Raw genomic sequence first — 25,706 nt, forward strand, 5'->3', positions numbered from 1 at the left:
TTGCGATTGTGGCGCAAAACTAACAAAAATTATTTAAGGTTGCAGTACATTTTGCACTTTTTCTGCAGCTTCTTTTAAAGTTATTGCGGAAGTTACTTTCAGCCCGGATTCGTCAATGATTTTTGCGCCTTCTTCGGCATTGGTTCCTTGCAGGCGGACGATGATTGGTATCTGTATGTCTCCAATGGACTTATAGGCTTCCACAACGCCCGTCGCAATACGGTCGCAGCGAACGATGCCGCCGAACACGTTGATCAATATGGCTTTCACCTTGGGGTCTTTCAATATGATTCGAAAGCCTGCTTCCACGGTTTGTGCATTGGCGCCTCCTCCCACATCAAGGAAGTTCGCAGGCTCTCCACCGGAAAGCTTGATCATGTCCATGGTAGCCATGGCCAAGCCGGCTCCATTGACCATGCAACCCACATTTCCGTCCAGTTTTACGTAATTCAATCCGGATTCACCGGCTTCCACTTCCAGCGGGTCTTCTTCGTCCAAATCCCGCATTTCTGCCAGGGGTTTATTTCGGAAGAGCGCGTTGTCGTCTATGTTTACCTTTGCGTCTACCGCCAAGATTTGATCGTCTGACGTCTTTAAAACAGGGTTGATTTCAAATTGTGAGGCATCCGTGGCATCGTAAGCAGCATATAGCGCCATTATAAATTTCACCATTTCTTTAAAAGCATTCCCCTCCAAACCCAGCTGGAAAGCAACTTTTCGCGCCTGGTAGGGCTGGATTCCGAGGGAAGGGTCTACCCATTCCTTGATAATTTTCTCAGGACTATGCTCGGCTACTTCTTCAATGTCCATGCCGCCTTCCGTGGAAGCCATGATGACGTTGCTTCCCGCAGCTCTGTCCAGCAAGATCGACAGGTAATACTCTTTGGGTTCGGATTTTCCGGGATAGTAAACGTCTTGCGCTACCAAAATCTTCTTCACCAATTTTCCATCCTCACCGGTTTGGATCGTTACCAGTGTACCATTCAGTATCTTACCGGCCTTTTCGGGAACCTCATCGAGCGATCTTGCCAATACCACTCCCCGGGACCCGGTTTCTTTGATTTCTCCTTTTCCTCTGCCACCGGCATGGATTTGGGCTTTCAGAACATACCAGGAAGTACCAGTGGTTTCATTGAGCTTTTTTGCGGCTTCCAGTGCGGATTCCGGGCTGTCCGCCACAATACCTTCCTGTATTTTGACTCCGTAAGACTTTAATACTTCCTTTGCTTGATATTCGTGTATATTCATTCTAGTCAAATTTTTGCCCGAAGTTAATGTCAAATGTCCGATTATTCAAGGGTTGTGTCTCGCTTTTTGGGCAAATAGGAAAACATTGTTTGTTTTTTACTACCTTATATTGATCTATGGCGTTATAAATCAGCGGTATAGTAAAATGCACACGGATAAACCGCCGCCGCTACCCGCTTTTTTGAAAATTTCATTAATTTTACCACCGTTCCAGTTTTTGAACTTCGTCTACTTACCACGTTTATCTATGCTGATTGCACAATCGATTCAAAAATACTACGGTGATCTTCACGTGTTGAAAGGGGTAAACGTCTCCATACAAAAAGGCGAAATTGTCTCCATCGTCGGTGCATCCGGTGCCGGTAAAAGCACTTTGTTACACATTTTGGGTACCTTGGATAAAGCCGATTCCGGAACCCTGGAAGTAGAGGGATTGGATATCTTGAAATTGACCGGCGATAGACTAGCTACTTTTAGAAATGATCGGATTGGCTTTATTTTTCAATTTCACAACCTCCTGCCGGAGTTTACCGCCGAGGAGAATATTTGGATCCCCGGCCTGATGGGGAAAAAACCGGAAAACGTCCTGAAGAAGCGGACGCAAGATCTGGCGAAATTACTGGGGATACAAAGCCGGCTGTCTCACAAACCCGCCGCATTGTCCGGTGGAGAGCAGCAGCGTGTGGCCGTTGCCAGAGCCCTTGTTAATAACCCCGACATGATTTTTGCCGATGAACCCAGTGGCAACCTGGACACCCAAAATGCCCAATCCTTGCACGAACTTTTTTTTAAACTGCGGGACGAATTTGGGCAGTCCTTTGTAATTGTGACGCATAACCAAAGCCTGGCCGGCATGTCTGATCGGATGCTGACCATGGAGGACGGAAAGATATTGGCTTGAAATAGAGGACCTGCGGTATCTTTGGTTCCCGTTAATCATGGATTCAAAAATTAATTTTTATCTTTGGTACTTCAAAACTGCAGGCTATGGTATTAGAATTTGAAAAACCTATCGCTGATCTGGAGCATAAACTCCACGAGATGATACAATTGGCAAAAGGGAAAAACATTGATTTATCGGCTGATATACAGTCTCTGGAAGAAAAACTTCAGACATTGAAAAAAGAGACCTTTCAAAACCTTACCCGATGGCAGCGGGTACAGCTTTCCCGCCACGGTGACCGGCCCTATGCCCTGGATTACATCTACGAAATGACCAATGATTTTATCGAATTGCACGGAGACCGCACGGTAAAAGACGACAAGGCCATGATTGGAGGTTTGGGCGATATCGATGGTCGGACCGTTATGTTTATTGGTCAGCAGAAGGGAAGAAATACCAAGCAACGACAGGAACGAAATTTCGGCATGGCCAATCCCGAGGGGTACCGCAAGGCCCTGCGGTTGATGAAAATGGCCGAAAAATTTAATAAACCCATCATTACATTGATTGACACACCGGGGGCCTTCCCTGGCATAGAGGCCGAGGAGCGTGGTCAGGGAGAAGCGATCGCCAAAAACCTCCGGGAGATGTTCAAGCTCAGGGTGCCGGTGATTTGCATCATCATTGGGGAGGGGGCATCTGGCGGTGCACTGGGTATCGCTATCGGTGACCGGGTCTTGATGTTGGAAAATACCTGGTATTCAGTGATTTCCCCCGAATCCTGTTCCTCGATCCTATGGCGAAGTTGGGACTATAAGGAACAGGCTGCCGAGGCTCTGAAACTCACCGGCCCGGACATGAAAAATCACGGCTTGATCGATGGCATCATTGAGGAACCGCTGGGAGGTGCTCATCGAAACATGCTGGACATGGCTGCGCGTATCAAGCAAACCATTATCAAATCATTAAAGGAATTGGATAAAATCAGTCCTGAGAAACGCATTGCCAGTCGGATCGAAAAATTCTGCTCCATGGGGGTTGTCAATGAGTAAGCCAAATCTGTCCAAGCTTCCCAAATCCAGTACCGTATTTTGAAAAAAAACCATTCGATAGGAATTGTTCTTTCCGGTGGTGGGGTAAGAGGAATCGCCCACCTGGGGATCTTACAGGCGCTAAACGAGAAGGGTATTTACCCGGACTACCTGTCGGGCAGCAGTGCCGGCGCCATCGCAGCGGTGATGTATGCTTACGGCTACAAACCTCAGGAAATATTGGACATCATCGTTCAAACGAACTATTTCAAGTTCTTCAAACCAGCCATCAGTTTCAAAGCATTGCTGAAAATGGACAGGCTTGCGGATTTGTTTAAAAAATACCTTCCGGTGGATGATTTTTCAGCGTTGAAAATCCCCACCTTTCTCGCAGCCACCAATATCCTTACCGGGCAGACGGTGTACTTTTCCGAGGGCCCCATCATTCGGCGAATCATGGCGTCCTCCTGCATTCCCGGGATGTTTGAGCCCATTTCGTTGGATGGCGCCTATTTCGTGGACGGAGGAGTGCTGAATAACCTCCCGGTGGAGCCGCTATTGGATCGCTGCCAGACCATCATCGGTGTCAATTGCAACCATTTACCCGAACTCCAATCCATTGGTCACGTGAAGGGGCTCATCGAACGTACGGTGATTTTGTCGATGAACTACAATGTCTACAGCCGAAAACACCATTGTGATTTTTTTATTGAGCCCCCGGGGTTGGCCAGTTTCGGCGTGTTGGAAATCAAGAAAGCCAAGGAAATATACGCTGCAGGCTATGCTGCCTGCCTGGAGGCCTTGCAGGACAGTCCCGCACTGGAAGCATTAGGCAGCAAAAACCTGGATTCGATCAAACCATGAAAGTACTCGCTCGTTTTGTATTTTGGATCACTGGCTGGAAAGTATCCGGCGAATGGCCAGAAGGGGTCAAAAAGGCCGTATTGATCGCCATTCCCCACACCAGCAACTGGGACCTGCTGTACGCCCGGTCTGCTTTTTACCTGATGGGAGTTCCCGTCCGGTTTACCATCAAAAAGGAAGTGATGGTCGGTCCCCTTGGCTGGCTTATCAAGGCGCTGGGGGGGATTTCCATCGACCGTAGCCGCATGCCCGGAAAACGAAAACAAACCTATACACAAGCCATGATTCAAATGCTGCGCGAACGAGAGGATCTGGTCATTATGGTTACCCCGGAAGGTACCCGAAGTTATGCCCCGCGCTGGAAATCCGGATTCTACCACATCGCACAGGGAGCCGGCGTTCCGGTGGTAATTGGGTTTTTAGACTACAAGCGAAAGCTGGCAGGAATAGGCCCTGTCATCATTCCGGACGGCAACATGGAAGCCCAAATTGAAGAAATGAAAGCCTTTGGCCGGACCATTACCGGAAAGTATCCCGAGCAGGGAATTCGCTGATTAGAAAAATAGCGGGCGGGATCGAAAATTCAGGAATGATTTTTGAAGCAAATCCGGTAGTTAACCGAACCACTACCGATGATCAAACGAAACCTTAAAAAGCTTAAAAACTATACTGTTTTTGAGATACTGTCAGACAGCGTAAAGGAATTTGGAAAAAGCGATTCCATGACCTTTGCGGCTTCTACCGCGTTTTACACCATTTTTTCACTACCTGCGCTGCTTATTATTGTATTAAATATCGCGTCTGTTTTGTACAGTGAAAATACCGTAAAAGACGAATTGCTGGCGCAGGTATCCGGATTGGTGGGCGATGAAAGTGCAGAAACCCTGGACGAAGTCATGAAAAACGTATCCATTAGCGGTCAGGGCATGTACACCCGGGCTTTGGGAATCGGGATCTTGATCTTTTCCGCCACGACGGTATTTGTCAGCCTTCAAAACAGCATCAATCATATCTGGCACATCAAATCCAAACCGGAAAAAGGTTTGCTAAAATTTGTGATAAACCGGCTCCTAAGCTTTTCCATGGTGGCGTCCATTGGCTTTTTACTCCTGGTATCCCTGCTGGCAGATGCACTGATTGTGATTTTTTTGAATTACTTTTCGACGATTTTTGATAGCGATACCTTAAAAATGGCCTCGGTTATCAACTTTCTTGTGACGCAGGGTATATTAATTCTGGTATTTGGCTTGATGTACAAAATACTTCCGGATGCCGTGGTGAAGTGGAAGGATGTCTGGTTGGGCGCATTTGTAACCATGCTGCTGTTTGGCCTGGGTAAGTACCTGATCGGGCTGTATATGGGAAATGCGGACGTGGGCAGCTATTACGGTACTGCAGGATCACTGGTGGTAGTGCTGATTTGGGTGTACTATTCGGCGGTGATTTTTTTGTTCGGCGCCCAACTAACCTATTTTATCGCAGAGAACATCGGTGGACAGGTAACCCCCATCAAGGAGGCAGTTAAAATTCAGACCATAGAAATGGACGAGGACAATGCCGTTGAAACGGCAAAAGATACTGCCTGAATGGTATCTCAGGCATTGAATCCGCCATCTACCGTGAAAACGGCTCCCGTAGTGTAGCTGGATGCTGGCGAGGCCAAAAACAAGGCCATGGCTCCAATTTCCCCCTCTTCCCCGATTCGTTTGAGGGGAAGATCAGATAGGAATTTCTCCTTAATCGTTTCATTGGACCACAGCACTTCACTAAATTTTGTTTTGATCAACCCGGGACAAATGGCATTTACACGAATATTATACGTCCCCCATTCTTTGGCAAGCGCCTTCGTTAGGGAATTCAGTGCCGACTTGCTGACGCTGTACAGTCCCAGTCCCTTTTCCGGCGATAAGGCAGCGGTGGAGCTGATATTGATAATGGATGCCGAAGCAGATTGCCTCAGGTAGGGTAAACTAAGCTTGGAAAGCTCAAACGGAGCCTTGAGGTTCACGTCAAGAATTTTGTCAAACACCGCCAGTTCATTTTCTTCAATGGGCCCAAATACGGGATTGGTCGCAGCATTATTTACTAAAATATCAATTTGGCCGTACTTTTCAATGGTCTGATTGATTAGGTTTTGCCGATCTTCGGGGTAGCCAATATTGTTAGCAATCCCGATCACCTCGTATCCTTTCTCCCGAAGCTTGTGCGTCACCTCATCCAATCGTTCCTGATTCCGGCTGTTGATCACCACCTTTGCACCAGCCGCCGCAAAAAAATGAGCAATCGAAAAACCAATACCTCTACTGGCACCTGTAACGATGGCAACTTTGTTTTGAAGCGAAAACAGCGAACTTAAATCCATGGTCTATTTGGTAGAAAAATCAATTTTTAATGTTTCAGGTACAATTTAGCGTATTCCTATGAATTTCACACATCCGCTTATCATTTAATTTTCGTGGATTAAAGCCCCAAAGGTATCAACTGGAAAAACCTGGGCCCGCCTTGAGCAAACGGGCATGCCGCTACCAACCCGCAGAGGGATTTCCCAGTGGATATCGACGGGAAAGCGCGGGGGACTTTCCCAATTCAGGAATGGGACAGGGTAGGAGACTACCGGAAGGCGGTGAGATCAGGTGCAAGAGAGCCAACTAGGGGTTTTTGGACGATTCATCCGTTGTATCCCCTTTTTGGGTATCTGCATCAAAATTTGATACCTCCTTGCCGATCACCTCCTTGGATGAGAGTTCCTGCGTCCGGTCTACCTGGCCCTTTTTTCGACTAAAAATTCGCTTGAAAATCAAATACAACGCAAGCGCGACAGCCAGTACAAACAAAAATCCGATTACTAAATCCATAATTCATAAATTTGGTTTTACATGCTTTGGCCTAACTAGCACAAGAAAGGTGCCTAATCGCTTTTCTACGCTAGTTTATTTCCGAAAACCCAGTAAGTGTGGACCCGGTACAATCACTAAAACAGTTTGCCCTGAACCGGCTGACTTTTAAAAGGCGTATTACTTCCCTTGAGAATCTCAAAAAATAATTTTAAGAAGCCGTTTTTCCAGCTCTCGGCATTTATCTTGATATCACCGGGCTCCAGGGATACCGAACCCGTCACCTTGGTGTAGCCAATCATCATGCTCCATAGGGTATAAAACGCACTTTCTGCATGCAAATCCGGACGGATGCTGCCGTCCTGTATACCCATGGAAATGGCTTTGATTCCCAGTTTAGCCAGATCGTGATGACTTTGAAGCAGTTTGGTAAAATAGGGACTTTCCAAAATCAGGGGGCTGACCTTTTCTCTTTGCACCTGATAAGAATCAAGCACGGACAGAAAGTCGAGCAGGGCGTCATGGAAGACCGCTTTTTCCCGGGCAAACGAGAGGTAGCCCTCGACCAGCGTGGTCATTATTTCCAAACCGGTTTTTTCCTTTGGTTTTCCAAAGGATTTGTTGAACAGCTCTTTCAACTCATCCATGCCCTTTTTTGTGAGGGCCAGGTACAGGTCTTCTTTACTCTTGTAGTAAAAGTAAATCAGTCCCTTACTAATTCGCGTTTTCCTGGCAACGTCCGCCATTGTGCTAACATGCAGCCCCTTTTCACCAAAAAGCTGGATCGCCGCCTCCAGGATTTTTTTCTCTCGCTGTTGTCTTTCGTAAACGCCCATTCTTGAGTCTGGCTGTTCATCGGGATTCCACGCATGCCGTGGGTTTCATTAACCGGTGATGGTGATGATAAAATAGTTCTTTTTCCCCTTTTGCACGAGCAGATAGGTTTCCTGAAGCAAGGGGATCTCCGGTTTGGCATGGGGATCCGTGATTTTAATCTTATTGATAGAGAGTCCTCCCCCCTGTATCAATTTTCGCGCTTCGCCCTTGGATGCGAAAATCGTTTGGTCTGCACAAAGCAGTTCGACCACATTTTCCGCGTTAAGATAGGAGGAGCGTTCTACCGGCATGACGGGCACGCCGTCAAACACCTGAAGAAAGGTGCGTTCGTCCAGGGAAGCAAGGTCTTCCAGGGAGGATTTGCCAAAAAGGATTCCGGAGGCTTTTAGGGCCATTTCGTAGTCTGCCTCACTGTGGATACGAATGGTTACATCTTTGGCGATGGCTTTTTGGAGTAGGCGAAGGTGTGGTCCTTCTGCGTGCTCTTTTTCCAGCGCTTCGATTGCCTCACGGTCCAGCGTGGTGAATATGCGAATGTATTTTGCGGCATCGGCATCCGATACGTTAAGCCAGAATTGATAAAATGCGTAGGGAGAGGTTTTTTCCGGGTCCAACCAAACGCTTCCCCCTTCGGTCTTCCCAAATTTGCTTCCGTCTGCCTTGGTGATCAGGGGAACGGTCAGCGCATACGCTTCTCCGCCTTCTTTTTTTCGAATCAGCTCGGTCCCGGTCACAATATTGCCCCATTGATCGGAGCCCCCCAGTTGGATGCTGCAATTTTGATGCTTCCACAGGTGGTAAAAGTCGTAGCCCTGTATGAGTTGATAGGTAAATTCGGTAAAGGAAAGACCATTTCCCTCTTCCAACCTCCGCTTTACGGAGTCCTTGGCCATCATGTAGTTGACCGTTATGTATTTCCCCACATCCCGAATAAACTCCAGGAAGGAAAAGCCGGCCATCCAGTCGTAATTATTGACCAACAGCGCCTGATTGGACTTGTCCGAACCGAAATCAAGGAATTTTTCCAGCTGCTTTTGAATTCCGGCGATGTTCCGATCCAGGGTCTCTTCGTCAAGCAGGTTTCGTTCGGCGGATTTAAAGGAGGGGTCACCGATCATTCCGGTGGCGCCGCCTATCAGGGCTACCGGCTGGTGTCCGGCCCGCTGAAAGTGAAGCAAGGTCATGACGCCCACCAAATGCCCAATATGCAGGGAGTCTGCCGTAGGGTCAAAGCCCAAATAGGCGGTTGCCTTCCCCTTGTTGAGATGTTCTTCAATACCTGCGGTCATGTCTTGTAGCATTCCCCGCCACCGTAATTCCTCTATAAAATTATTCATGCGTGTGCTCCTGGTTACTTGCGAGCGCAAATATACGGGTTCCGTACCAAAGGAAGGAAGATTTGTTCCTTATTCTATCCACTACCCAACATAGCGACACTTGTTCCAGAGGCGGATTTTGTCCTATCCACCTGAATTGTGGAAAGCAATCGGCTCTACATAGCGTTTTTTTGCCTAACTTTTGTGTCAAATAACCACCGCCATGAAAAATTTCTTGATACTTCTGGTACTTGGTACCCTTAGTTTCGGTAGCCCCAGTCCGGCTCAGCAAGTTGAACCCAACTACGAAGAGTCCGGGGTACCGGATTATTCGCTACCCGACCCGCTACGGTTTGAAGCGGGTGGTCAGGTAAACCATGTGGAGGACTGGTTGGAACGTCGAAAGGAGCTGGTTACGCTATTTGAAAAGCATGTGTATGGAAAATCCCCGGACTGGGATGGGGAGCTGCATGCCGAAACCTTGTTTGAAAACCCGAATTTCCTGGCGGGAAAAGCCAGCAGAAAGGGCGTCAGGCTGCACCTGAAACGAAATGGGAGAGAAGTGTTTTTCGATCTTTTGCTGTTTTACCCGAACACGGGCCAGCCGGTTCCGGCTTTTCTCGGGTTGAATTTTTATGGGAACCACACCCTCGCTAGCGATGCCCAGGTTCCTGTGACCGAGGCCTGGATTCGAAACAACGAGGCCATGGGCAGTAGCGGTAACCGGGCTTCTGAGGCCGGCAGGGGAAAACGGATTCCCAATTGGCCCTACGAAGCGATCATTTCCAGGGGATACGGCTTGGTCAGCCTGTACTACGGCGAAGTAGATCCGGATTTTGACGATGGCTTTCGGAATGGGGTACATGCTCTGTATCCGGAAGAACGTAGAAATGAGGCATCCTGGGGCAGTATTGCTGGCTGGGCATGGGGCCTTTCCCGGGTGATGGATTTCCTCGAAAGCGAATCCTGGATACAGCCGGAAAAAGTAGCCGTGTTGGGCCACAGTCGTTTGGGAAAAGCGGCGTTGTGGGCTGGTGCCGTGGACACCCGTTTTGCACTGGTCATTTCCAACAATTCCGGCTGCGGGGGAGCGGCACTTTCCCGGAGGAAATACGGAGAAACGGTAGCCAGGATCAACCGTTCGTTTCCCCATTGGTTTGCCGCAAATTTTAACCAATACAACGAAAACGAAGCCGCTTTACCCATCGATCAGCACCAGCTGCTGGCCCTTATGGCACCACGTCCGGTTTACGTCGCCAGCGGCGTGGAAGATCGCTGGGCGGATCCCAGGGGAGAGTTTTTGTCTTGTGTAGCGGCAAGTCCCGTATATGCGTTGTTTGGTCTGCAGGGGATGCCCGTCACCGCACAGCCACCGGTGGACGAGCCGGAAATGGGGCATATTGGCTACCATGTCCGTTCCGGAGGCCACGGTTTATTGCCGTACGACTGGGAGCAATACCTGGACTTTGCTGACATGCATTTTTAATACCTCCAGTTGGCGTTGCCGGGAGGGCAGGGGAGGATGGTCTGGATGAGGCGTTTCTTTCTTAAATCGGTAAAATAAATCGATACCTCGTGCGACACGTGCGCTGGCGTGCTAAATCGGTTCAGCATATAATCGTAGCTGTAAGCCATGGTAATCCCGTCCAAAAGGCTAAATCCCAAGACGGCGTTGATGGAGTTTTGGTCGGGCAGGTCGTTAAATCGGGTGACGTTTCGAAAGCCAAGACCACCGATGAAGTTTTCTACCTGTAGTTGGGGGATGACCTCGATTTGTTGAAAGGTACCCTGTCGCTTGTAGTTAAAGGAGACAGAAAAAACATTGCGAATCCGGTTAGTTTTGAACATGCGGTTGTCGAGGTCTTTGACGTACCCGCCATGAAACCCCCATTTAATGGGCAGGTTGTTGCCAACGCCATCGTCCAAAAAGCCCACATTGGGTTGCGTCAGATGGGCACTGCTGACTCCCAACCAAAAGTCCCGTCCCTGCAGCAGCGCGCCAAAGGAGATATCCGGGTACCAGTTGCTGTCTTCGCCGGGAAGCCGGTCGATGCTGCTTGGATTGATGCTTCGGGTAAGTAGGTTGATCTGGTCGCCAAAAACCAATTCCTGTAAGGTAAGGCTGCGGTTGACCACCCCAAACTGCCCGCCAAAACGGAGAAAGGTAGATTCATCCAGGTTGAGCCGGTAGGAGATGTAGCCCGCAAGGTCTGCCGAGCGGATTTTTAAAAAGGATTCGGTAAACTGGGAGGCAGAAAGGCCCACACCCAGCCTGGAATCTGTCAGGTAGGTGTCGTAGTAGAAACCGGCGGCATTGAAATCGTAGCCGAAACCCGGCCACTGCTTGCGGTAGTTGATCCCGACGCGTGTCGTTTCCATCGCTCCGGCAAATGCAGGACTGAGGTTTAGCGGCGCCGCGTAAAACTGCGTAAAATGAAAATCCTGCGCCCGGATTTCTTCCAAATTCATCAATAAGTAGGCCCCGATCAGGGCGACGATCCGTAAATACCTCATTCCAAAAGCATCAATGCACCGGTATCAGAAAAGTTCCTGCCATCGGTAGTCGTAAAATCAATTTTGTACACGTAATTACCCGGGATGGCTTGTTGCCCCCGGTAACTGCCATCCCATCCCTGGGAATCCAGGTCTTCGGTATGGAATAAAATCTCTCCCCATTTGTTCATGACGGTGAAAGAAAGCGTTTCGATGTAGAGAAATTTCGGGAAGAAGTGGTCGTTGATACCGTCCCCGTTTGGACTAAATACGTTTGGTACTTCCAGGAAATAATCCAGGATTTCGATTTGAAAACTGCTGTTCGTAGCACAGCCCCAGTCATCATAAGCCGTCAGCTCCACAGTGTAGGTTCCGGCTTCCTGATAGCGGTGAACTGGCGCCGCTTCCAGGCTGTTGTTGCCGTCCCCAAAATCCCAATAATAGGAGCGGATATTGCCACTGCTGTTGTTGATAAATTGCACCTCGTAGTTGACCAGGTTTTCTCCGTAGACCGGGAAGGAGGCGGAGGCAAAATCGCCTTCCACCAGTACCTGACTGTTGTCCACCACAAAACTTCTGGATTGCCTGCATCCGAAGCCGTCGGTCACCGTTACCGAATAGGTTCCGGGTTCGCTGGTGACCATGCGGTACCCATCTTCAGAAACGTTTCCACTGCTCCATTCGATGGTATAGGGCGCTACGCCTCCATCCACGTTGATGTCAAAAGTCTCCGTAATCTCCCTGGGTTCGCAACTCGAAGTGGTGGTGGACACCATGTCGATACGGATGGGCGAAGGCCGGTTTACCTGGAACGTCTGACTGACAAAGCATCCGGATTGATCGGTGATCTCCACGGAATAGCTCCCGTTGGTCAGATTTGCTATCCCGGCGGTAGTGGCTCCATTGCTCCAGTTGTAAGCATAGGGTGGCGTTCCTCCCGATACCACCAGGTCAATGGACCCGCTTTGCCCGTCTTCACAGGAAAGCGCATCCTGAATTTGCTCTACCACCACCAAGAGGTCAGGCTCCACCAAATTGAAGGTTCGTTCCAGCGTACAGCCCTTTGCATCTTCGAGCAGCACCCGGTATTCGCCCGGACCCAGGTTAAACAGGGACGACTGCTCGGGTCCGTGATCCCAAATGGCCCGAACCGGTGCCTCCCCACCCTCCAGGTTGAGGAGAATGCTTCCATCCGCCGCCCCGTGACAGGAGATGGGGACCACCTCCGGATCGATCGCAAATACCGGAAGATCTTCAATGACGGTTTCCCGCACCTGCGTACAGCCGTTTGCATCGGTGACCGTCACCTGGTAAAAGCCCGGTCCGATGCCGGTAAATTCCCGTAAGGTGGAACCGATGTTCCAACTTACCTGATAGGGTTCCACACCGCCCTGAATGTCCACGTACAGGTTGGCGTCGTTGGCATTGTAGCAGGAAATGGCCGTTTGATTGAGTGTCACCTCGAGGGCTGCCTCCGGCTGCACCACCTCAATTTCCCCGATTCCGGCACTACAACCGTTGGCATCCACCACGGTCAATGCATAGTTTCCGGACGGTATGTCGGTCAGGTTTTGGCTGTTCGTATCGATGAGCTGCCCGTTCCTTCTCCATTCAAAGCGGTAGGAATCGGGAACACCCCCACTTACCGCGATCGCTATGGATCCGGTGGACTCGCCAAAACAAAGTACGTCCACCTTTTCGTCCAGGGATACCTGAAGGGGATCAGGTTGAACCAGCTCAAATTCGCGCAGCACTTCGCAATCGTTTTCATCGATGACCCGTGCCTGATAGGTGCCGGGAGAAAGTCCGGAAATAGCCGCAGCATCCGATAGAAAACCATCAGGACCGGTCCAGCTGTAGCGGTAGTTGCCCGTTCCCCCTGCCGCGGTCAGGCTGATAGACCCATTGTCTGCCCCGTGGCATTGAATGGCAAAGCCGTTGAAATCGGATACCTCTGCATCCACCGTCACCGGTTCAGGCGACTGGATTTCCAGCAGATCGGATTGCTGCGTACACCCGTTCTCATCCCGAAGGCTCACCTGATAGGTACCGGGAGCGAGGTTTTCGACAAACGGTTCCGAGGAAATAAACCCATCCGGTCCGGTCCAGTCAAACGTATAGGTACCCGATCCACCGGAAACGTTGACCCGAATGAAGCCGTCTGTGGCGCCAAAGCAACTGACACCGAATCCGGAGTAATCCGAGACCTCAATGGAGTCGATCCGTACGCCTGCCTCGGGCTGGGTGATTACCAGCTCGGTCATGTCTTGTTGGCAACCGTTGCCGTCCGTTACTTCTGCGCGGTAGGTGCCCGCAGGAAGGTTTTCCACGATCCAACTCGTCTCTGCGCTGTCGTCCAACTCACGGACAATGGTACCCCCGGCATCCAGTAGCCGGTACCGGTACGGCGGAAGGGAGGATTGGCTTAGGCTGATTCCCAGCCTGCCCGTTTCCTGTCCAAAACAGGCAACGTCTACTTTCTCCTCGGTCAACTCGATGATTTCCAGCCCCTGTGGTGCCAGCAGGTTGTAGCTGCTGCTAATCTGACAGCCGTTTTGGTCCGTGATGAGTACGTCGTACAGGCCGGCCTCCAGGTTTTCCAGCTCGGCAGTCCCGGCACTGAAGCCATTGGGCCCGGTCCAGTTGATGGAAAGCGGGGCCACTCCTCCGGAAAGGGATAGTTCGATAAAGCCGTTGTTTCCCCCATCACACTGAATGGCAAATCCGTTGTAATCGGAAACGTTATCTCCAAGTGTTAGGGGTTCGGGACTGGTCAATTCGGCGGTTTCTGAAAGGATGCAGCCGTTTTCATCCGTGACGGTCAATACATAGCTGCCGGGCTCCAGGTCGGTGAGTGAGGCCTGTTCGGAGGTAAAGCCATTGGGGCCTTCCCAGGAAAAGGTATAGGTCCCGGAACCTCCGCTCACGGTTGCCTCGATAAATCCGTCTCCGGCACCAAAACAACTGATGCCAAAGCCATTGTAATCGGAAGTCTCGATGGATTCGATTTGCACCCCTTGCGCTGGCTGGCTGACCTCCAGGTCTGCAAGCTCCTGTGTACAGCCGTTTGCATCCGTTACCTGCACCCGGTAGTTGCCGGCGGGAAGGTTTGATACGATCCAGCTGGTATCCGCAAGGGAGGGTGCTTCCCGTACGAGCGTGCCCTCGGAATCCTCCAGCCGGAAAGCGTAAGGAGCCGACGATCCACGCGTTAGGGTAACCCCCAGGCTTCCCGTTTGCTGCCCAAAACAGGCCACATCTACCTTTTCATCGGTCAATTCAATCAGTTCCAGGCTCTCAGGTTCCAGCAAATTGTAACTATTGCTGATCTCACAGCCGTTTTGGTCGGTGACGATGAGTTCGTAGAGGCCTGCGCTCAGGTTTTCCAGGGAAGGAGCATCCGAAACAAACCCTTCCGGACCGGTCCAGGCAACGGTAAGCGGTGCCGCGCCCCCGGAAAGGCTCAGGTTGATGAATCCCTGATCGCCACCATTGCATTGGATAGCAAAGCCATTGAAATCAGAAACTTCCGCCGATAGCTCCAGGGGCTCGGGTTCCGTTACCTCAAAGGTTTCGGCAAGCGTACAGCCTGTATTGTCGGTAACCAGTAACTCGTAGGTTCCGGGATCCAGATTGGCGATGGAACTGCTCTCGGAGGTAAAGCCGTTTGGACCGGTCCAGGCGTAGCTCACATCGCCCAGGCCACCGATGGCCTCCAGGGAGATAAAGCCATCTCCTGCCCCCTGGCAGGAGATACCGAATCCATTGTAGTCGGAGACACTGACGTTTTCCAGTTCTAAACCGTTTTCTGGCTGAATAATGGGGATGTCTTCGACTGTATCCGTACAGCCGTTGCCATCGGTGACACGTACCCAGTAGTTGCCTGCCTCCAGGTTGGCAAATTCATACAATTCCTCGGTAAATTCGCTAATGGTCCGCAGCGGGTCGGCTTCCCCCATCAGACCAAGGTCCAGCTGAAAAGGAGGTAGGGAAAGGGTCAATGATACAGTCAAGGCGCCCGTATCTTCACCAAAACAAGTAATGTTCACCCGCTCTTCGGGTATTTCGTTGATGACCAGTTGCGTCGGTTGTTCGATCAAATAATTGGCTGCTGCAGTACAGCCGTTTTCATCCGTAACGGTAAGTTCGTAGTTCCCCGGCTCCAGATTGGTTAGCTCGGGCTGATCCGATGCGAATCCATCCGGACCGGTCCAGCTGTAGGTATAGGTACCGGTGCCCCCTTCGGGCAGGGAGCTAATCCGCCCATCGGCGGCACCGAAGCAGCTGATTTGAAAACCGTTGTACTGCGGAATATCCGCACCTACCGTCAATGGCGGAGGCGCGCTCATTTCAACCGAACCCAGGGTAGCCGTACAGCCGTTTTCGTCGGTGACCACAAATTGGTATTGGCCCGGTGAAAGATCAAAGATATCCTTTTCGGTGGATTCAAAGCCATCCGGTCCGGTCCAGAGGAAATCCAATTCCCCCTCACCTCCTGTAATGGTCAGTTCGATGCTCCCGTCGGTGGCCCCGGCACAAGAAAGCTGAAATCCATTGTAATCCGAGATTACCGGCTCCTCAATGAGCAGACCGGTGGCCGGCTGTTCGATTTGAATGCCATCCAGATCGAAGGTACAACCAAAAGAGTCGGTGATGCGCACGCGGTATTCTCCCGCCGGGAGATTGTTGAAAAATATCGGGGCAAAGCCCAGCGAAACGATGGGCGCGCCGATCGGGTTTGTATCCCCATCCCGGAAAGCCTCGAAAAAGTAGGGAGGCGTAGTGGGTCCGTCCACCTCTACCACAATGGTTCCGGTCGCTTCACCGAAACACAGCACGTCTTCCCGCAAATCCGTGCGCTCCGTCATGGAAAGGGGCGGGGGCTCCGCGATCGAAAAGTTTTCGGCAAGGAAACAACCGTTTGCATCGGTAAGCAAAACGGCATAATCTCCGGCAGGCAATCCCTGGCGTAGGAACGGACCGTCTCCGGCTTGCTCCACCAACTCCGTCAATCCAGTCGGGTCCGGAAGTTCCAGGTCGGTAAAATTGCCCCGATACCAATCGACGGTGTACGGATTCGTTCCTCCGGAGGGCGAGATACTCAGCAAGCCGTCTCCCGCACCGTTGCAGGATATGTCGGTGGAGTTGGCATTGAGGTCCAACGGATCCGGACCATCCAATACAAAAATAGGGGTAGTAATCGTACAGACCAGGGGCTCGGCATCGGGAATCTCAAACCGCCGCACGCTTTCGGTTATCTCGGCGTAATACCCGCCGGCAGCCAGGCCCGTAAGGCTGCTGTTCATGCCCGTCACGGTACCACCCTCTTCCACCAATTCATTGGCTCCAACACCCAGTTCGGTCCCGCCAGCGGTAAACCATTCAATGGCATATTCCCGGGCAGCGTTGATGGGACTACCCGCAAAGGGCTGTGACCAGCCCCCGCTGATATACAAATCAATTTGCCCGTCGGACGCTCCAAAGCAGGTAGGATCGGTGAGTGTTTCCACTGCCTGAATGGGTTCGGGCAATACGATTTCAAAGGGTTCCGATCCCATGCATCCGAAGCGATCGGTTACCTCAAGGGTGTAATTACCTGCCGCTAGATTATCTGTACTCACGACGACATAATCCTCGGTAAGGCTGACGATGTCGAATAGTTCGGTTACCAGATTTCCCTCGTCGTCGAAAATACCAAAAAAGCCAAGGGGCACTTCGGCATTGTATATGATGTATTCGACCACCCCTCCGGGATCGCCGGCACACAAGGGGCCGGCTACGTTCAAGTCAAAATCCAGGGAATAGGCTTCCCCAATGGGTCCGGCATCCCGCTGGAAAGTTCTTCCCAGGTTGTCTTCCACCTGGATGATGTAGGCACTGTTTCGATCCAGTGGCAGACCCGTTCCGCCAAAGGTAGCGGAAGCACTGCTCTGACCGGGAAAGTTGCTGTTGAAGGTGATGACGTCGATGACCTCCTCGTCCTGAGTCAACAAGGTAAAGGTAAAGGGAAAGGATTCGGAGGCCACACCCGGATCAGGTCTGTAGGCCCTCACGGTCAGGGAGATGGTACCCAAACAAGTATTTTCGCTGTAGTTGGTTTGGGTCATCGGTGGAACCACCAAAACGGTTAGTCCGTAGGTTGCATCATCGGCACCGTCGCTTACCTGAACATTAACCGTGATTTCCTCCCCGGCTGCTGCCCAGTTTTCGTCGTATTCGATGGTTCGGGTAATGGCGTTTCCCGAACGGAGGTAACCCGTCCCATCCTCAACCTGCAGGGTAAGGTTCGAAGGGTCGCCATCGTAATCGATGGAAAGCATGTCCAGGGAAATCTCTAGCGTTTCGTCATAAAATATGCGTACATCCTGCTGTCCGGTAATGGAGATCGGCGCAAAACTATCCCAGACAGTTCCGCTTGTCTGCAAAGCTGTAATCCCCAGCACCAGCCCGGTCAGCCAGCCTACACTCCCCGTTATTTTCAGGCGAAAAAGCAACCTCCTCAAAAAATTACGCACGATAAAAAACAATTTTAATTATTAGAAATACAAATTTGTGAGTATAATCTATCCCAAAACCAAAATTAGTGAATTGTACCAGAAATTTTCTTAATTCGGTTGATTATTTATGGAATTATTTCAGAATATAGGCAAATAAGTCCCTGACCTGCTGTTCGTTCAATGGCTCCAGCAAGCGTTCCGGCATGGTAGAATGTTCCAGAATGTGCATTTCCCGGATTTCCGTGTCCGGTATGGATTCTCCTTTTCCGCCCAGAAGGGGACGGATGTATTTCGTTCCGCCTTCGTCCTTTTCCAATTTCCCCCAGGTTTTTCGTCCGTCACGAGTTTCGATTTCGATGGTTTCGTAGCCCTCCCGTATCCCCGCATTTGGATCTACCGTATGCAACAGCCAGTAATCCAAATCCGTGCGGTCGTACCCGGTCAATTCCGGTCCAATACTTCCCCCTCCGCCATCCAGCCGATGGCAACTTCCGCAGGTTTGCACAAATAGCTGCTTTCCCGCCAGGGCATCTCCCTTCCCGGAACGTATTTGTTGTTTGTAGGCCGCCATCGAGCGGGTTTTCTCTTCCGCAGTTAGTAGTTTGCTTTCCGGCCAGATTTCTTCGGTCAATTGCCGGACGGATTCGTCCTCCAGGAGGTAAAACCGACGCGCCTGAGAATAGGAGACGTCTTCCTTGTGAACGACCTTACTTTCACGGATTTCCGCAAAAAAAGCGGTTGCCCATTCCGGTCGGCTACCAAACAGGCGGATCGCCTCTTCGCGTACGTAGCTATCGGCCCGAATGCCGGGGTAAATGGCTGCCATCTGTTTACCGATTTCCGGATCGTCAAATTTTTTCACGGCATGAATGGCCTCTTGCTTCAGTGATCCCGGGCTCGCACCGGACTGAATCAGGGTAAGCAGGGCCGGCAGCGCCGATTTGGGACGAAGTTCTCCCAGCAAATGTACCAGGTTGAGTCGGACGTTTAGGGGCTGTTCGGCCTTACTTAGCATCTCGATGGCTTTATCCAGGTTGGAAAAGTCGCCGGATCTCAGGGCCAGTTCGAAGCCTTGGGTGTCGGGTTCCTTTTCGGATACCAGGTCAATCAGTGTGCGAGGAATATTGACCAGGTCCCTTCCTACCAGGCCCTCGTAAAAGCCGGCGACCAACACCTGATCGTAGCTTTTGTCTGGAGAACGCTTCAGAAATTCGCTGGCGGCTTCGTGTTCCCCGGCCATTACCAGGCGTTGCATCATTCGTCCGGCCAGGTGTCCTTTGCTTAGGGGACTTTCCCAGATGCGGCTGTCTTTCCAGAAAGCCATGACCGCGTTCAGATTTTGTTCTACCTGGGCTTCCATGGCCCACCAAATCAGCAGGGGAATATCCGGATCATCGGGGTCGGGGTTGGCGTGCAGGAGAGCTTTTAAAAGGGGGAGCGCCTGCGCTGCGGGAAGCCGCTTTGCCGTGGATGCAATCTGGCTGCTTACTTCCGCCACGGATTCCAATTCCGCCTGCTCGACCATTACCTCCCATACCCGGTTTCCCACCGACTCCTGATCCCCTACCAGCCGGTAGGTCCAACTGCGTATTGCTGGATCGGGATGCCGCAAGGCGTTTACTACAAAAGAATCGTCAAAGCCGTTGGATAAATGAATCGCCCAAAGGGCTTCCAGGGCATGTTGGGGGTTTTCAGATGCAAACAACCGATGCAAGGCCGGCAGGGCGGCCGGGTCTTTGCGGTCCGCAAATTGCCGCAAGGCTTGCTGCCGAAACCATTTGTTGGGGTGCTGCAGCCATTCGGTGAGTGCGTGCAAATCTGCTTTGGCCAGGTCAAAGGGCTCGTTTTTTGGTAGTCCACTGCCAGGCACGATCCGGTAGATGCGTCCGCTGCTTTTGTGCCAGGTATCCCGTGGATCCACGTGGGAAAGTCGGCTATCGTACCAATCGGCCAGGTATACGGCCCCATCCGGACCGGTTTTGATATCGACTGGCCGAAACCACTTGTCTTCTGTCTCCACCAATTTGCCTGCATCCCGTGTGGCGAAAGAGGAGCCGTTTGGCGCAAGTTCGGTCAGTTGGATGTAATTGTGTAGAGGGTTTAGGGCCATGATCTTACCCCGGTAGGCCGGGGGTAACAGTGCTGCCTCGTAGCGCATCACGGCATGCGTAAACCGCTTGTTTTCCCCATCCAGGGGCATGTTGGGCAAATGCCCGAAGGCATAGGGGTTCGTCAGGGGCCCGTGTTTGCCCCAGCTCTTCACGTAATACCCGCCTTGCTTGTAATAGGGGCCCCGACCGTAGCCATTCGAGCCGGAAAAAATTCGTCCTTTCCGGTCAAATTCCAGGTAAAAGGGGTTGTTTCCGCCTCCTTCGGCAAAAAGCTCAAATCGCTTGCTGTCCGGCTGGTACCGCCAGATTGCCTGCCCTTGAAACGCCAGGTCGGTTCCGTTTTCGTAGGTGATGTAGGCGGTGGTGGTGCTGCCCTGAACGCCGTACAACCAGCCGTCCGGGCCCCATTGCAGGCTGTTGGCAATGGAATGGGTGTCTTCCAGCCCGAATCCCTCCAGGTGGATTTCCGGCGCTGCATCGGGTTTCCCGTCTCCATCCGGATCGGGATAGGCCAACAGGTAGGGAGGATTCAGCACCCAAATCCGGTCCCGGCCCAGGGCAACCGAGCTGGCGATGTTTAGGCCTTCAATGGCATTGAAGGCATGGGTATACCTGCCGTCGCCGTTTTTGTCTTCAAAGACGGCGACCACATCCGCTCCCCGCGCGCCGGCCGGAGGCGCTTCCGGCACCCGGTCAAATTTTACCCGCGTATGGTTGTCGATGGAGGTGATTTTCAGTCCTTCCGGGTAGGGGTATTGCTGGTATTGCACCACCCAAAGTCGACCCTGTGGATCAAAGCTCAGGTGAAGCGGCTGCACCACATCCGGTTCGCTCAGCACCAGTTCGATACGCAAATCTTCCGGTAATTGGAAGGCCTCTAGAGATGTTTCCGGAGCCAGGGGCTGGGAATTTGGATCGGTCAGGTCCCCTCTGCCCTCAAAGTTTTCCATGTACTGAGCCACATCCGGCGAAGCAGCCAGCGGATGTTCGAAGGTTTTTTCCTTTTGCGTACAGGCTCCGAGCAGAAAAATAACCAGCCCGGCAAGGAATGGAAATCCAATACGGGGGAATGCGGTAGGAGTGGAACGGATAATCATTTGAAGTTTAGGTAGATGAACGGACGGTGTGTTACAAGCACCGCTTTAAATTATGTATTTTTACCTTAGATTCGGTGTCATTATCCATATTTTTTAATATTTTCGCCTTATTCCAAATAGAATTTCGAAACTTTCAACAGTACCACCCTAAATTTAACCGTTCCAATGAAGTTACTTTTCTTCGTACCATTGCTTGTCGTCGCCCTCGTTGCGTCAACGTTTGCACAGCAGGCCTCCTGGCGTCCGGTGGATACCAAAATCCTGAGCCCCTGGGCGGCGGAAATTGATCCGGCCAACCCACACCCCGAATACCCCCGTCCCCAAATGACGCGGGAGGACTGGGTCAACCTGAACGGCTTGTGGAACTATGCCCTGGCACCCAAAGGGGCAGGCATGCCCGAGGCCTATGCGGGAGAAATTCTGGTACCCTTCGCCATCGAATCGGCCCTTTCCGGGGTGGGAAAAACCGTGGGCAAAGACCAGGAACTTTGGTATTTTCGGGAGATCGAAATCGATCGTTCGCTTAGAAGGGAGAAATTACTACTCCACTTTGGAGCGGTGGACTGGGAAGCCGAGGTCTTTGTAAACGGACAATCCGTAGGGACGCATCAGGGCGGATACGATCCCTTTTATTTTGACATCAGCGAGGCCCTGCAATCCGGGAAAACACAATCTCTGGCCATTCGGGTATGGGATCCCACGGATGAGGGGCCACAGCCCCGGGGAAAACAAGTAAACGAGCCCCGCGGAATTTGGTATACTCCGGTGACCGGAATCTGGCAAACCGTTTGGCTGGAAGCCGTGCCGGAACACCACATCCGGTCCCTAAAAAATACGCCCGATTTCGACAATAAGCAGATTCGGGTGCAAGCCGATGTGGCAGGTGCTACAGCGGGACAGCGCCTGCGGATACGTTTGCTAGCCGATGGAACTCCGGTGGGGGAACAGCTCGTGGCCAATCAGGAAGAAGCCGTTTTCATGCTGGATGCTCCGCAGGTTTGGAGCCCGGAAAACCCCTTTTTGTACGATTTGGAAGTAGCCTTGATGGATGGAAAGAAAGTGGTGGATCAGGTCAACGGCTACACCGCTCTACGAAAAATCAGCACCGCCCGAGATGCCAATGGGATCCAACGCATGCTGCTCAACAATGAATTTGTGTTTCAATACGGTCCCCTCGATCAAGGATGGTGGCCCGACGGCTTGTATACGGCTCCCACAGAGGAAGCCTTGCTTTTCGACATTGAGAAAACCCTGGACATGGGATTTAACATGATCCGAAAGCACGTAAAAGTAGAGCCTGCCCGCTGGTACTACCACTGCGACCGTATGGGCGTGTTGGTCTGGCAGGACATGCCCAGTGGAGACATGGGCAATCGCTGGGAATCCAGGCCGGGTGTTATCGGCAAGGGGACGGAAAAAGACCGGACTCCGGAATCGGAGGCGATTTTCCGGAAAGAATGGAAAGCCATTATGGATGCCAATTACAACTTCCCGTCCATAGTGGTCTGGGTACCGTTCAATGAGGCTTGGGGGCAATTCGATACCGAGGAAATCGTGGAATGGACCGTGGACTACGATCCCAGCCGCCTGGTAAATGGAGCAAGTGGCGGAAACTACACGCTGAAAGGACAGATCATGGACATGCACAACTATCCCGACCCGGTAATGCCGGATCCGCAAATCTGGGGGGACCAACAGGTCATCGTCCTCGGAGAATATGGAGGGCTGGGGCTACCGGTGGACGGCCATACCTGGCAGGAAAAAGACAACTGGGGCTACCAGAGTTTTAAAAACGAGACCGAGCTGCAGGAGCGCTATAGCCGGCTAATCCAGGATCTGAAGCCGCTGATACCCAAAGGTCTGTCGGCTGCCATTTACACCCAAACGACCGATGTGGAGGTGGAAGTCAACGGACTGATGACCTACGACCGGGAAGTGATTAAATTTGATCCTGCATTCCTGCGAAACAAACACCAGGAACTGTATACCATTAAAATCCCCATGAAATGAACGCATTACGTATACCCATCGTGGCCCTACTTGGACTTGTGATTTCCTGCGGGCCAGCAGAAAAACAAGAAGCAGCAGAAGCACAAACGACAAAAACCTTATCGGCAATGGATCCAGCAAAATTTGAAAAAACAATTAACGGCAAAGAAGTAAGCCTGTACCGCCTGAGCAATGCCAACGGTATGGAAATGACCGTTACCAATTTTGGCGCCCGGGTAGTGGAGCTCTTCGCCCCGGACAAAGAAGGGAATTTTGCCGACGTGGTGCTGGGTTACGATAACCTGGACGACTACATCAATCATCCGACATCTTATTACGGTGCCCCCATCGGCCGCTATGGCAACCGCATTGCCGACGCGCAGTTTACGTTGAATGGAGAAACTTACGAGCTGGAGGCAAATAACGGCCCCAACAACCTGCACGGTTGGCCCGGCGGGTACCACATTGCGGTTTGGGAGGTACTGGAAGCCACCGATCAAAAACTGGCGATGAAATACGTTTCGCCTGACGGTGAGGCCGGATTTCCCGGAGAACTCACGGTTTTTATGAACTATTACCTCACGGACGACAACGAGTTTCGAATCACCTACGAGGCAACAACCGATCAGCCCACCGTGGTCAACCTGACCCATCATTCCTTTTTTAACCTGAACGGACATGGAGAAGGAGATGTCAAAAACCACATGCTGGAACTAAATGCCGACCGCTTCACGCCGGTAAACGAGGTGCTGATTCCATTGGGTGATTTGCGACCCGTGGAAGGAACGCCCATGGACTTTACCGAACCGCACCGGGTAGGTGAGCGGATAGACGACGACTATGAGCAGCTACAAAAGGGTGGGGGCTACGATCACAACTGGGTGATCAACCGGGAAGAAGGTAGCTCCGAGACCATATTGGCCGCCTCGGTATGGGTACCCGAAAACGGTCGAAAAATGGAGGTGTACACCGACCAGCCCGGCGTGCAGGTGTATACCGGCAATTTTATGGACGGCACCTCGGCGTCCAAGGGCGAAAAAACCTACGGCAAGCGGGGAGCCATTTGCCTGGAAACCCAGCATTTTCCGGATTCCCCGAATCAGCCGCAGTTTCCTTCGGTAACCTTGAACCCGGAGGAAACCTACACGCACGAGTGTATCTATAAATTTTCTGTGACCGACTAGTCATGAAACCGGCAAATCAAATCAGCCTGACGATGTTCGTCATGGTACTTCTGGCCGCCTGTTCGGGAAATTCGACGGACCGGGTAGCGGATAGCGCTTCAAGCGATTCGGCGAAGAAGGAAGCTACACTTCCCCTCCAACTCATCGCAGCGCAGGAGGCCCTGTACGAGGTCATCGATCGGGAGGCCAAAGCCGAAATTCTTGGTAGCGGCTATGCCTGGACCGAAGGCCCCTTGTGGATTCCCTCCGAGGGTATGTTGCTTTTTTCGGAAATTCCGGCAAACCGCGTGCATGCCTGGAAGCAGGGAGCCGAAGATCCGGAAGTCTACCTGGATCCTGCGGGATTTACCGGCGAAGGTACCCGTGGGGGAGAATTGGGGTCCAACGGTTTGCTCCTGGATCCGGAGGGCAATCTGGTCCTGTGCCAGCACGGGGACCGACGGTTGGCCCGCATGACCGCTCCGATTGCCAATCCGGCAGCCGAATACGAAACCATTGTGGGTGAATTTAACAATCAGCGATTCAATAGCCCCAACGATGCCGCGTACGATGCTGCCGGGAATCTGTACTTTACCGACCCGCCCTATGGGCTGGAACACCGGATGGAGGATCCGGCAAAGGAAATTCCCTATCAAGGTGTTTTCCGGTATTCGCAGGCGGGCGACTTATCACTGCTCCTGGACAGCCTTACCCGTCCCAATGGCCTGGCCTTTTTTCCAGGAGGAAATCAGTTGTTGATTGCCAATTCGGATCCGGATAAGCCCTATTGGTACCGGTATTCCGTGGCGGAAGACGGCAGTCTGTCGCAGGGAGAAATCTATCGCGATGCCAGCGACGTAGGCGCCGAGGAACCCGGGCTGCCGGATGGGTTAAAGATCAGAAGTGACGGCACCGTATTTGCGACTGGCCCCGGCGGTGTGTGGATTTTTGATCCGGAGGGACAGGAATTGGGAAGAATTGACGTCGGGCAGCGCTGCTCGAACGTGGCGTTGAATGAAACGGAGGACGTGCTTTTCGTTACGGCGGATAGTTATGTGCTGCGGATTGAGCTGAAATAGGGGAGAAGGTGTTTATTCTTGGGCCTTGCCGTTAAATTTGCTGAATGTGGCCCGGATGCACGGATACCTGGTTTTGGCCCAGCGACCTGCTTTACGCAAAGAACTTCCCCTTTTTTCAAAGGGGGCCAGCGGGATTTCGTAACGTAAACCTACGTCAATCGCTCGTTTAAGAACTAAATTTCCGAAAAGGTCACCCTCGCCCGCCAGGTCGCCGGAAATCCGTTCGGGTGAGATTTTTAGGTACGCACGTACCAGTGATTTAAC

The 25,706-nt window shown here is 51.8% G+C and carries 17 protein-coding genes; 9 read left to right on the forward strand and 8 right to left on the reverse strand.

The window, feature by feature from the left end:
* Positions 1-33: 33 nt before the first annotated feature.
* Positions 34-1,248, reverse strand: coding sequence for an ADP-forming succinate--CoA ligase subunit beta (gene sucC, locus BMW71_RS02130; protein ID WP_092168807.1), 1,215 nt, complete (start codon positions 1,246-1,248; stop codon positions 34-36).
* Between the two features lie 247 nt (positions 1,249-1,495).
* Here sucC and BMW71_RS02135 point away from each other — a divergent pair, with 247 nt between their 5' ends.
* The 5 genes from BMW71_RS02135 to BMW71_RS02155 all read left to right on the forward strand — a co-directional run bounded on the left by BMW71_RS02135 (position 1,496) and on the right by BMW71_RS02155 (position 5,612).
* Positions 1,496-2,149 (forward strand): ABC transporter ATP-binding protein, encoded by a 654-nt coding sequence (locus BMW71_RS02135; RefSeq protein WP_092168810.1) that lies wholly within the window; start codon positions 1,496-1,498, stop codon positions 2,147-2,149.
* 86 nt (positions 2,150-2,235) lie between these two features.
* Positions 2,236-3,183, forward strand: coding sequence for an acetyl-CoA carboxylase carboxyltransferase subunit alpha (locus tag BMW71_RS02140; RefSeq protein ID WP_092168813.1), 948 nt, complete (start codon positions 2,236-2,238; stop codon positions 3,181-3,183).
* A gap of 39 nt (positions 3,184-3,222) precedes the next feature.
* Positions 3,223-4,026 (forward strand): patatin-like phospholipase family protein, encoded by an 804-nt coding sequence (locus BMW71_RS02145; protein ID WP_092168816.1) that lies wholly within the window; start codon positions 3,223-3,225, stop codon positions 4,024-4,026.
* Entirely contained in the window at positions 4,023-4,580 is a 558-nt protein-coding gene (locus BMW71_RS02150) for a 1-acyl-sn-glycerol-3-phosphate acyltransferase (RefSeq protein WP_092168819.1), read from the forward strand. The genes BMW71_RS02145 and BMW71_RS02150 overlap by 4 nt, the downstream gene beginning before the upstream one ends.
* Before the next feature lie 78 nt (positions 4,581-4,658).
* Positions 4,659-5,612 carry a YihY/virulence factor BrkB family protein gene (locus BMW71_RS02155; protein WP_092168822.1) on the forward strand — a complete coding sequence of 318 codons (954 nt, stop codon included), beginning with the start codon at positions 4,659-4,661 and terminating at the stop codon, positions 5,610-5,612.
* Positions 5,613-5,620: 8 nt separating this feature from the next.
* On the opposite strand, the gene BMW71_RS02160 is transcribed toward BMW71_RS02155, so the two are convergent.
* From BMW71_RS02160 to tyrS, 4 genes are all read right to left on the reverse strand, one after another.
* Entirely contained in the window at positions 5,621-6,388 is a 768-nt protein-coding gene (locus BMW71_RS02160; protein ID WP_092168825.1) for an SDR family NAD(P)-dependent oxidoreductase, read from the reverse strand.
* A gap of 286 nt (positions 6,389-6,674) precedes the next feature.
* Positions 6,675-6,881: a hypothetical protein gene (locus BMW71_RS02165; RefSeq protein ID WP_092168828.1), complete on the reverse strand. Its 207-nt coding sequence runs from the start codon at positions 6,879-6,881 to the stop codon at positions 6,675-6,677.
* A gap of 116 nt (positions 6,882-6,997) precedes the next feature.
* Positions 6,998-7,696, reverse strand: coding sequence for a TetR/AcrR family transcriptional regulator (locus BMW71_RS02170; RefSeq protein ID WP_092168830.1), 699 nt, complete (start codon positions 7,694-7,696; stop codon positions 6,998-7,000).
* 48 nt (positions 7,697-7,744) lie between these two features.
* On the reverse strand, positions 7,745-9,034 hold the full coding sequence (gene tyrS / locus BMW71_RS02175; RefSeq protein ID WP_092168833.1) for a tyrosine--tRNA ligase: 1,290 nt from the start codon (positions 9,032-9,034) through the stop codon (positions 7,745-7,747).
* Between the two features lie 202 nt (positions 9,035-9,236).
* Here tyrS and BMW71_RS02180 point away from each other — a divergent pair, with 202 nt between their 5' ends.
* Complete coding sequence (locus BMW71_RS02180; protein WP_092168836.1) at positions 9,237-10,499, forward strand: glucuronyl esterase domain-containing protein; 1,263 nt, start codon at positions 9,237-9,239, stop codon at positions 10,497-10,499.
* Here the strand turns inward: BMW71_RS02180 and BMW71_RS02185 are convergent.
* The 3 genes from BMW71_RS02185 to BMW71_RS02195 form a co-directional block, all read right to left on the reverse strand.
* Positions 10,496-11,527: a PorP/SprF family type IX secretion system membrane protein gene (locus BMW71_RS02185; protein ID WP_092168839.1), complete on the reverse strand. Its 1,032-nt coding sequence runs from the start codon at positions 11,525-11,527 to the stop codon at positions 10,496-10,498. The genes BMW71_RS02180 and BMW71_RS02185 overlap by 4 nt on opposite strands.
* Positions 11,524-18,021: a PKD domain-containing protein gene (locus tag BMW71_RS02190; protein WP_143057528.1), complete on the reverse strand. Its 6,498-nt coding sequence runs from the start codon at positions 18,019-18,021 to the stop codon at positions 11,524-11,526. Before BMW71_RS02190 ends, BMW71_RS02185 begins: the two co-directional genes overlap by 4 nt.
* A gap of 115 nt (positions 18,022-18,136) precedes the next feature.
* Entirely contained in the window at positions 18,137-21,211 is a 3,075-nt protein-coding gene (locus BMW71_RS02195; protein ID WP_092168845.1) for a PVC-type heme-binding CxxCH protein, read from the reverse strand.
* A gap of 165 nt (positions 21,212-21,376) precedes the next feature.
* Here BMW71_RS02195 and BMW71_RS02200 point away from each other — a divergent pair, with 165 nt between their 5' ends.
* The 3 genes from BMW71_RS02200 to BMW71_RS02210 are packed head-to-tail and all read left to right on the forward strand — an operon-like array spanning position 21,377 to position 25,442.
* Positions 21,377-23,221, forward strand: coding sequence for a glycoside hydrolase family 2 protein (locus BMW71_RS02200; protein ID WP_092168848.1), 1,845 nt, complete (start codon positions 21,377-21,379; stop codon positions 23,219-23,221).
* The gene (locus BMW71_RS02205; RefSeq protein ID WP_092168851.1) at positions 23,218-24,384 is read left to right on the forward strand and encodes an aldose epimerase family protein; all 1,167 of its coding nucleotides are present in this window, start codon (positions 23,218-23,220) and stop codon (positions 24,382-24,384) included. Before BMW71_RS02200 ends, BMW71_RS02205 begins: the two co-directional genes overlap by 4 nt.
* Before the next feature lie 2 nt (positions 24,385-24,386).
* Entirely contained in the window at positions 24,387-25,442 is a 1,056-nt protein-coding gene (locus BMW71_RS02210; RefSeq protein ID WP_092168854.1) for an SMP-30/gluconolactonase/LRE family protein, read from the forward strand.
* Positions 25,443-25,706: the final 264 nt, after the last annotated feature.

The sequence above is a fragment of the Cyclobacterium xiamenense genome (assembly GCF_900109255.1).
Classification (GTDB): Bacteria; Bacteroidota; Bacteroidia; order Cytophagales; family Cyclobacteriaceae; genus Cyclobacterium; species Cyclobacterium xiamenense.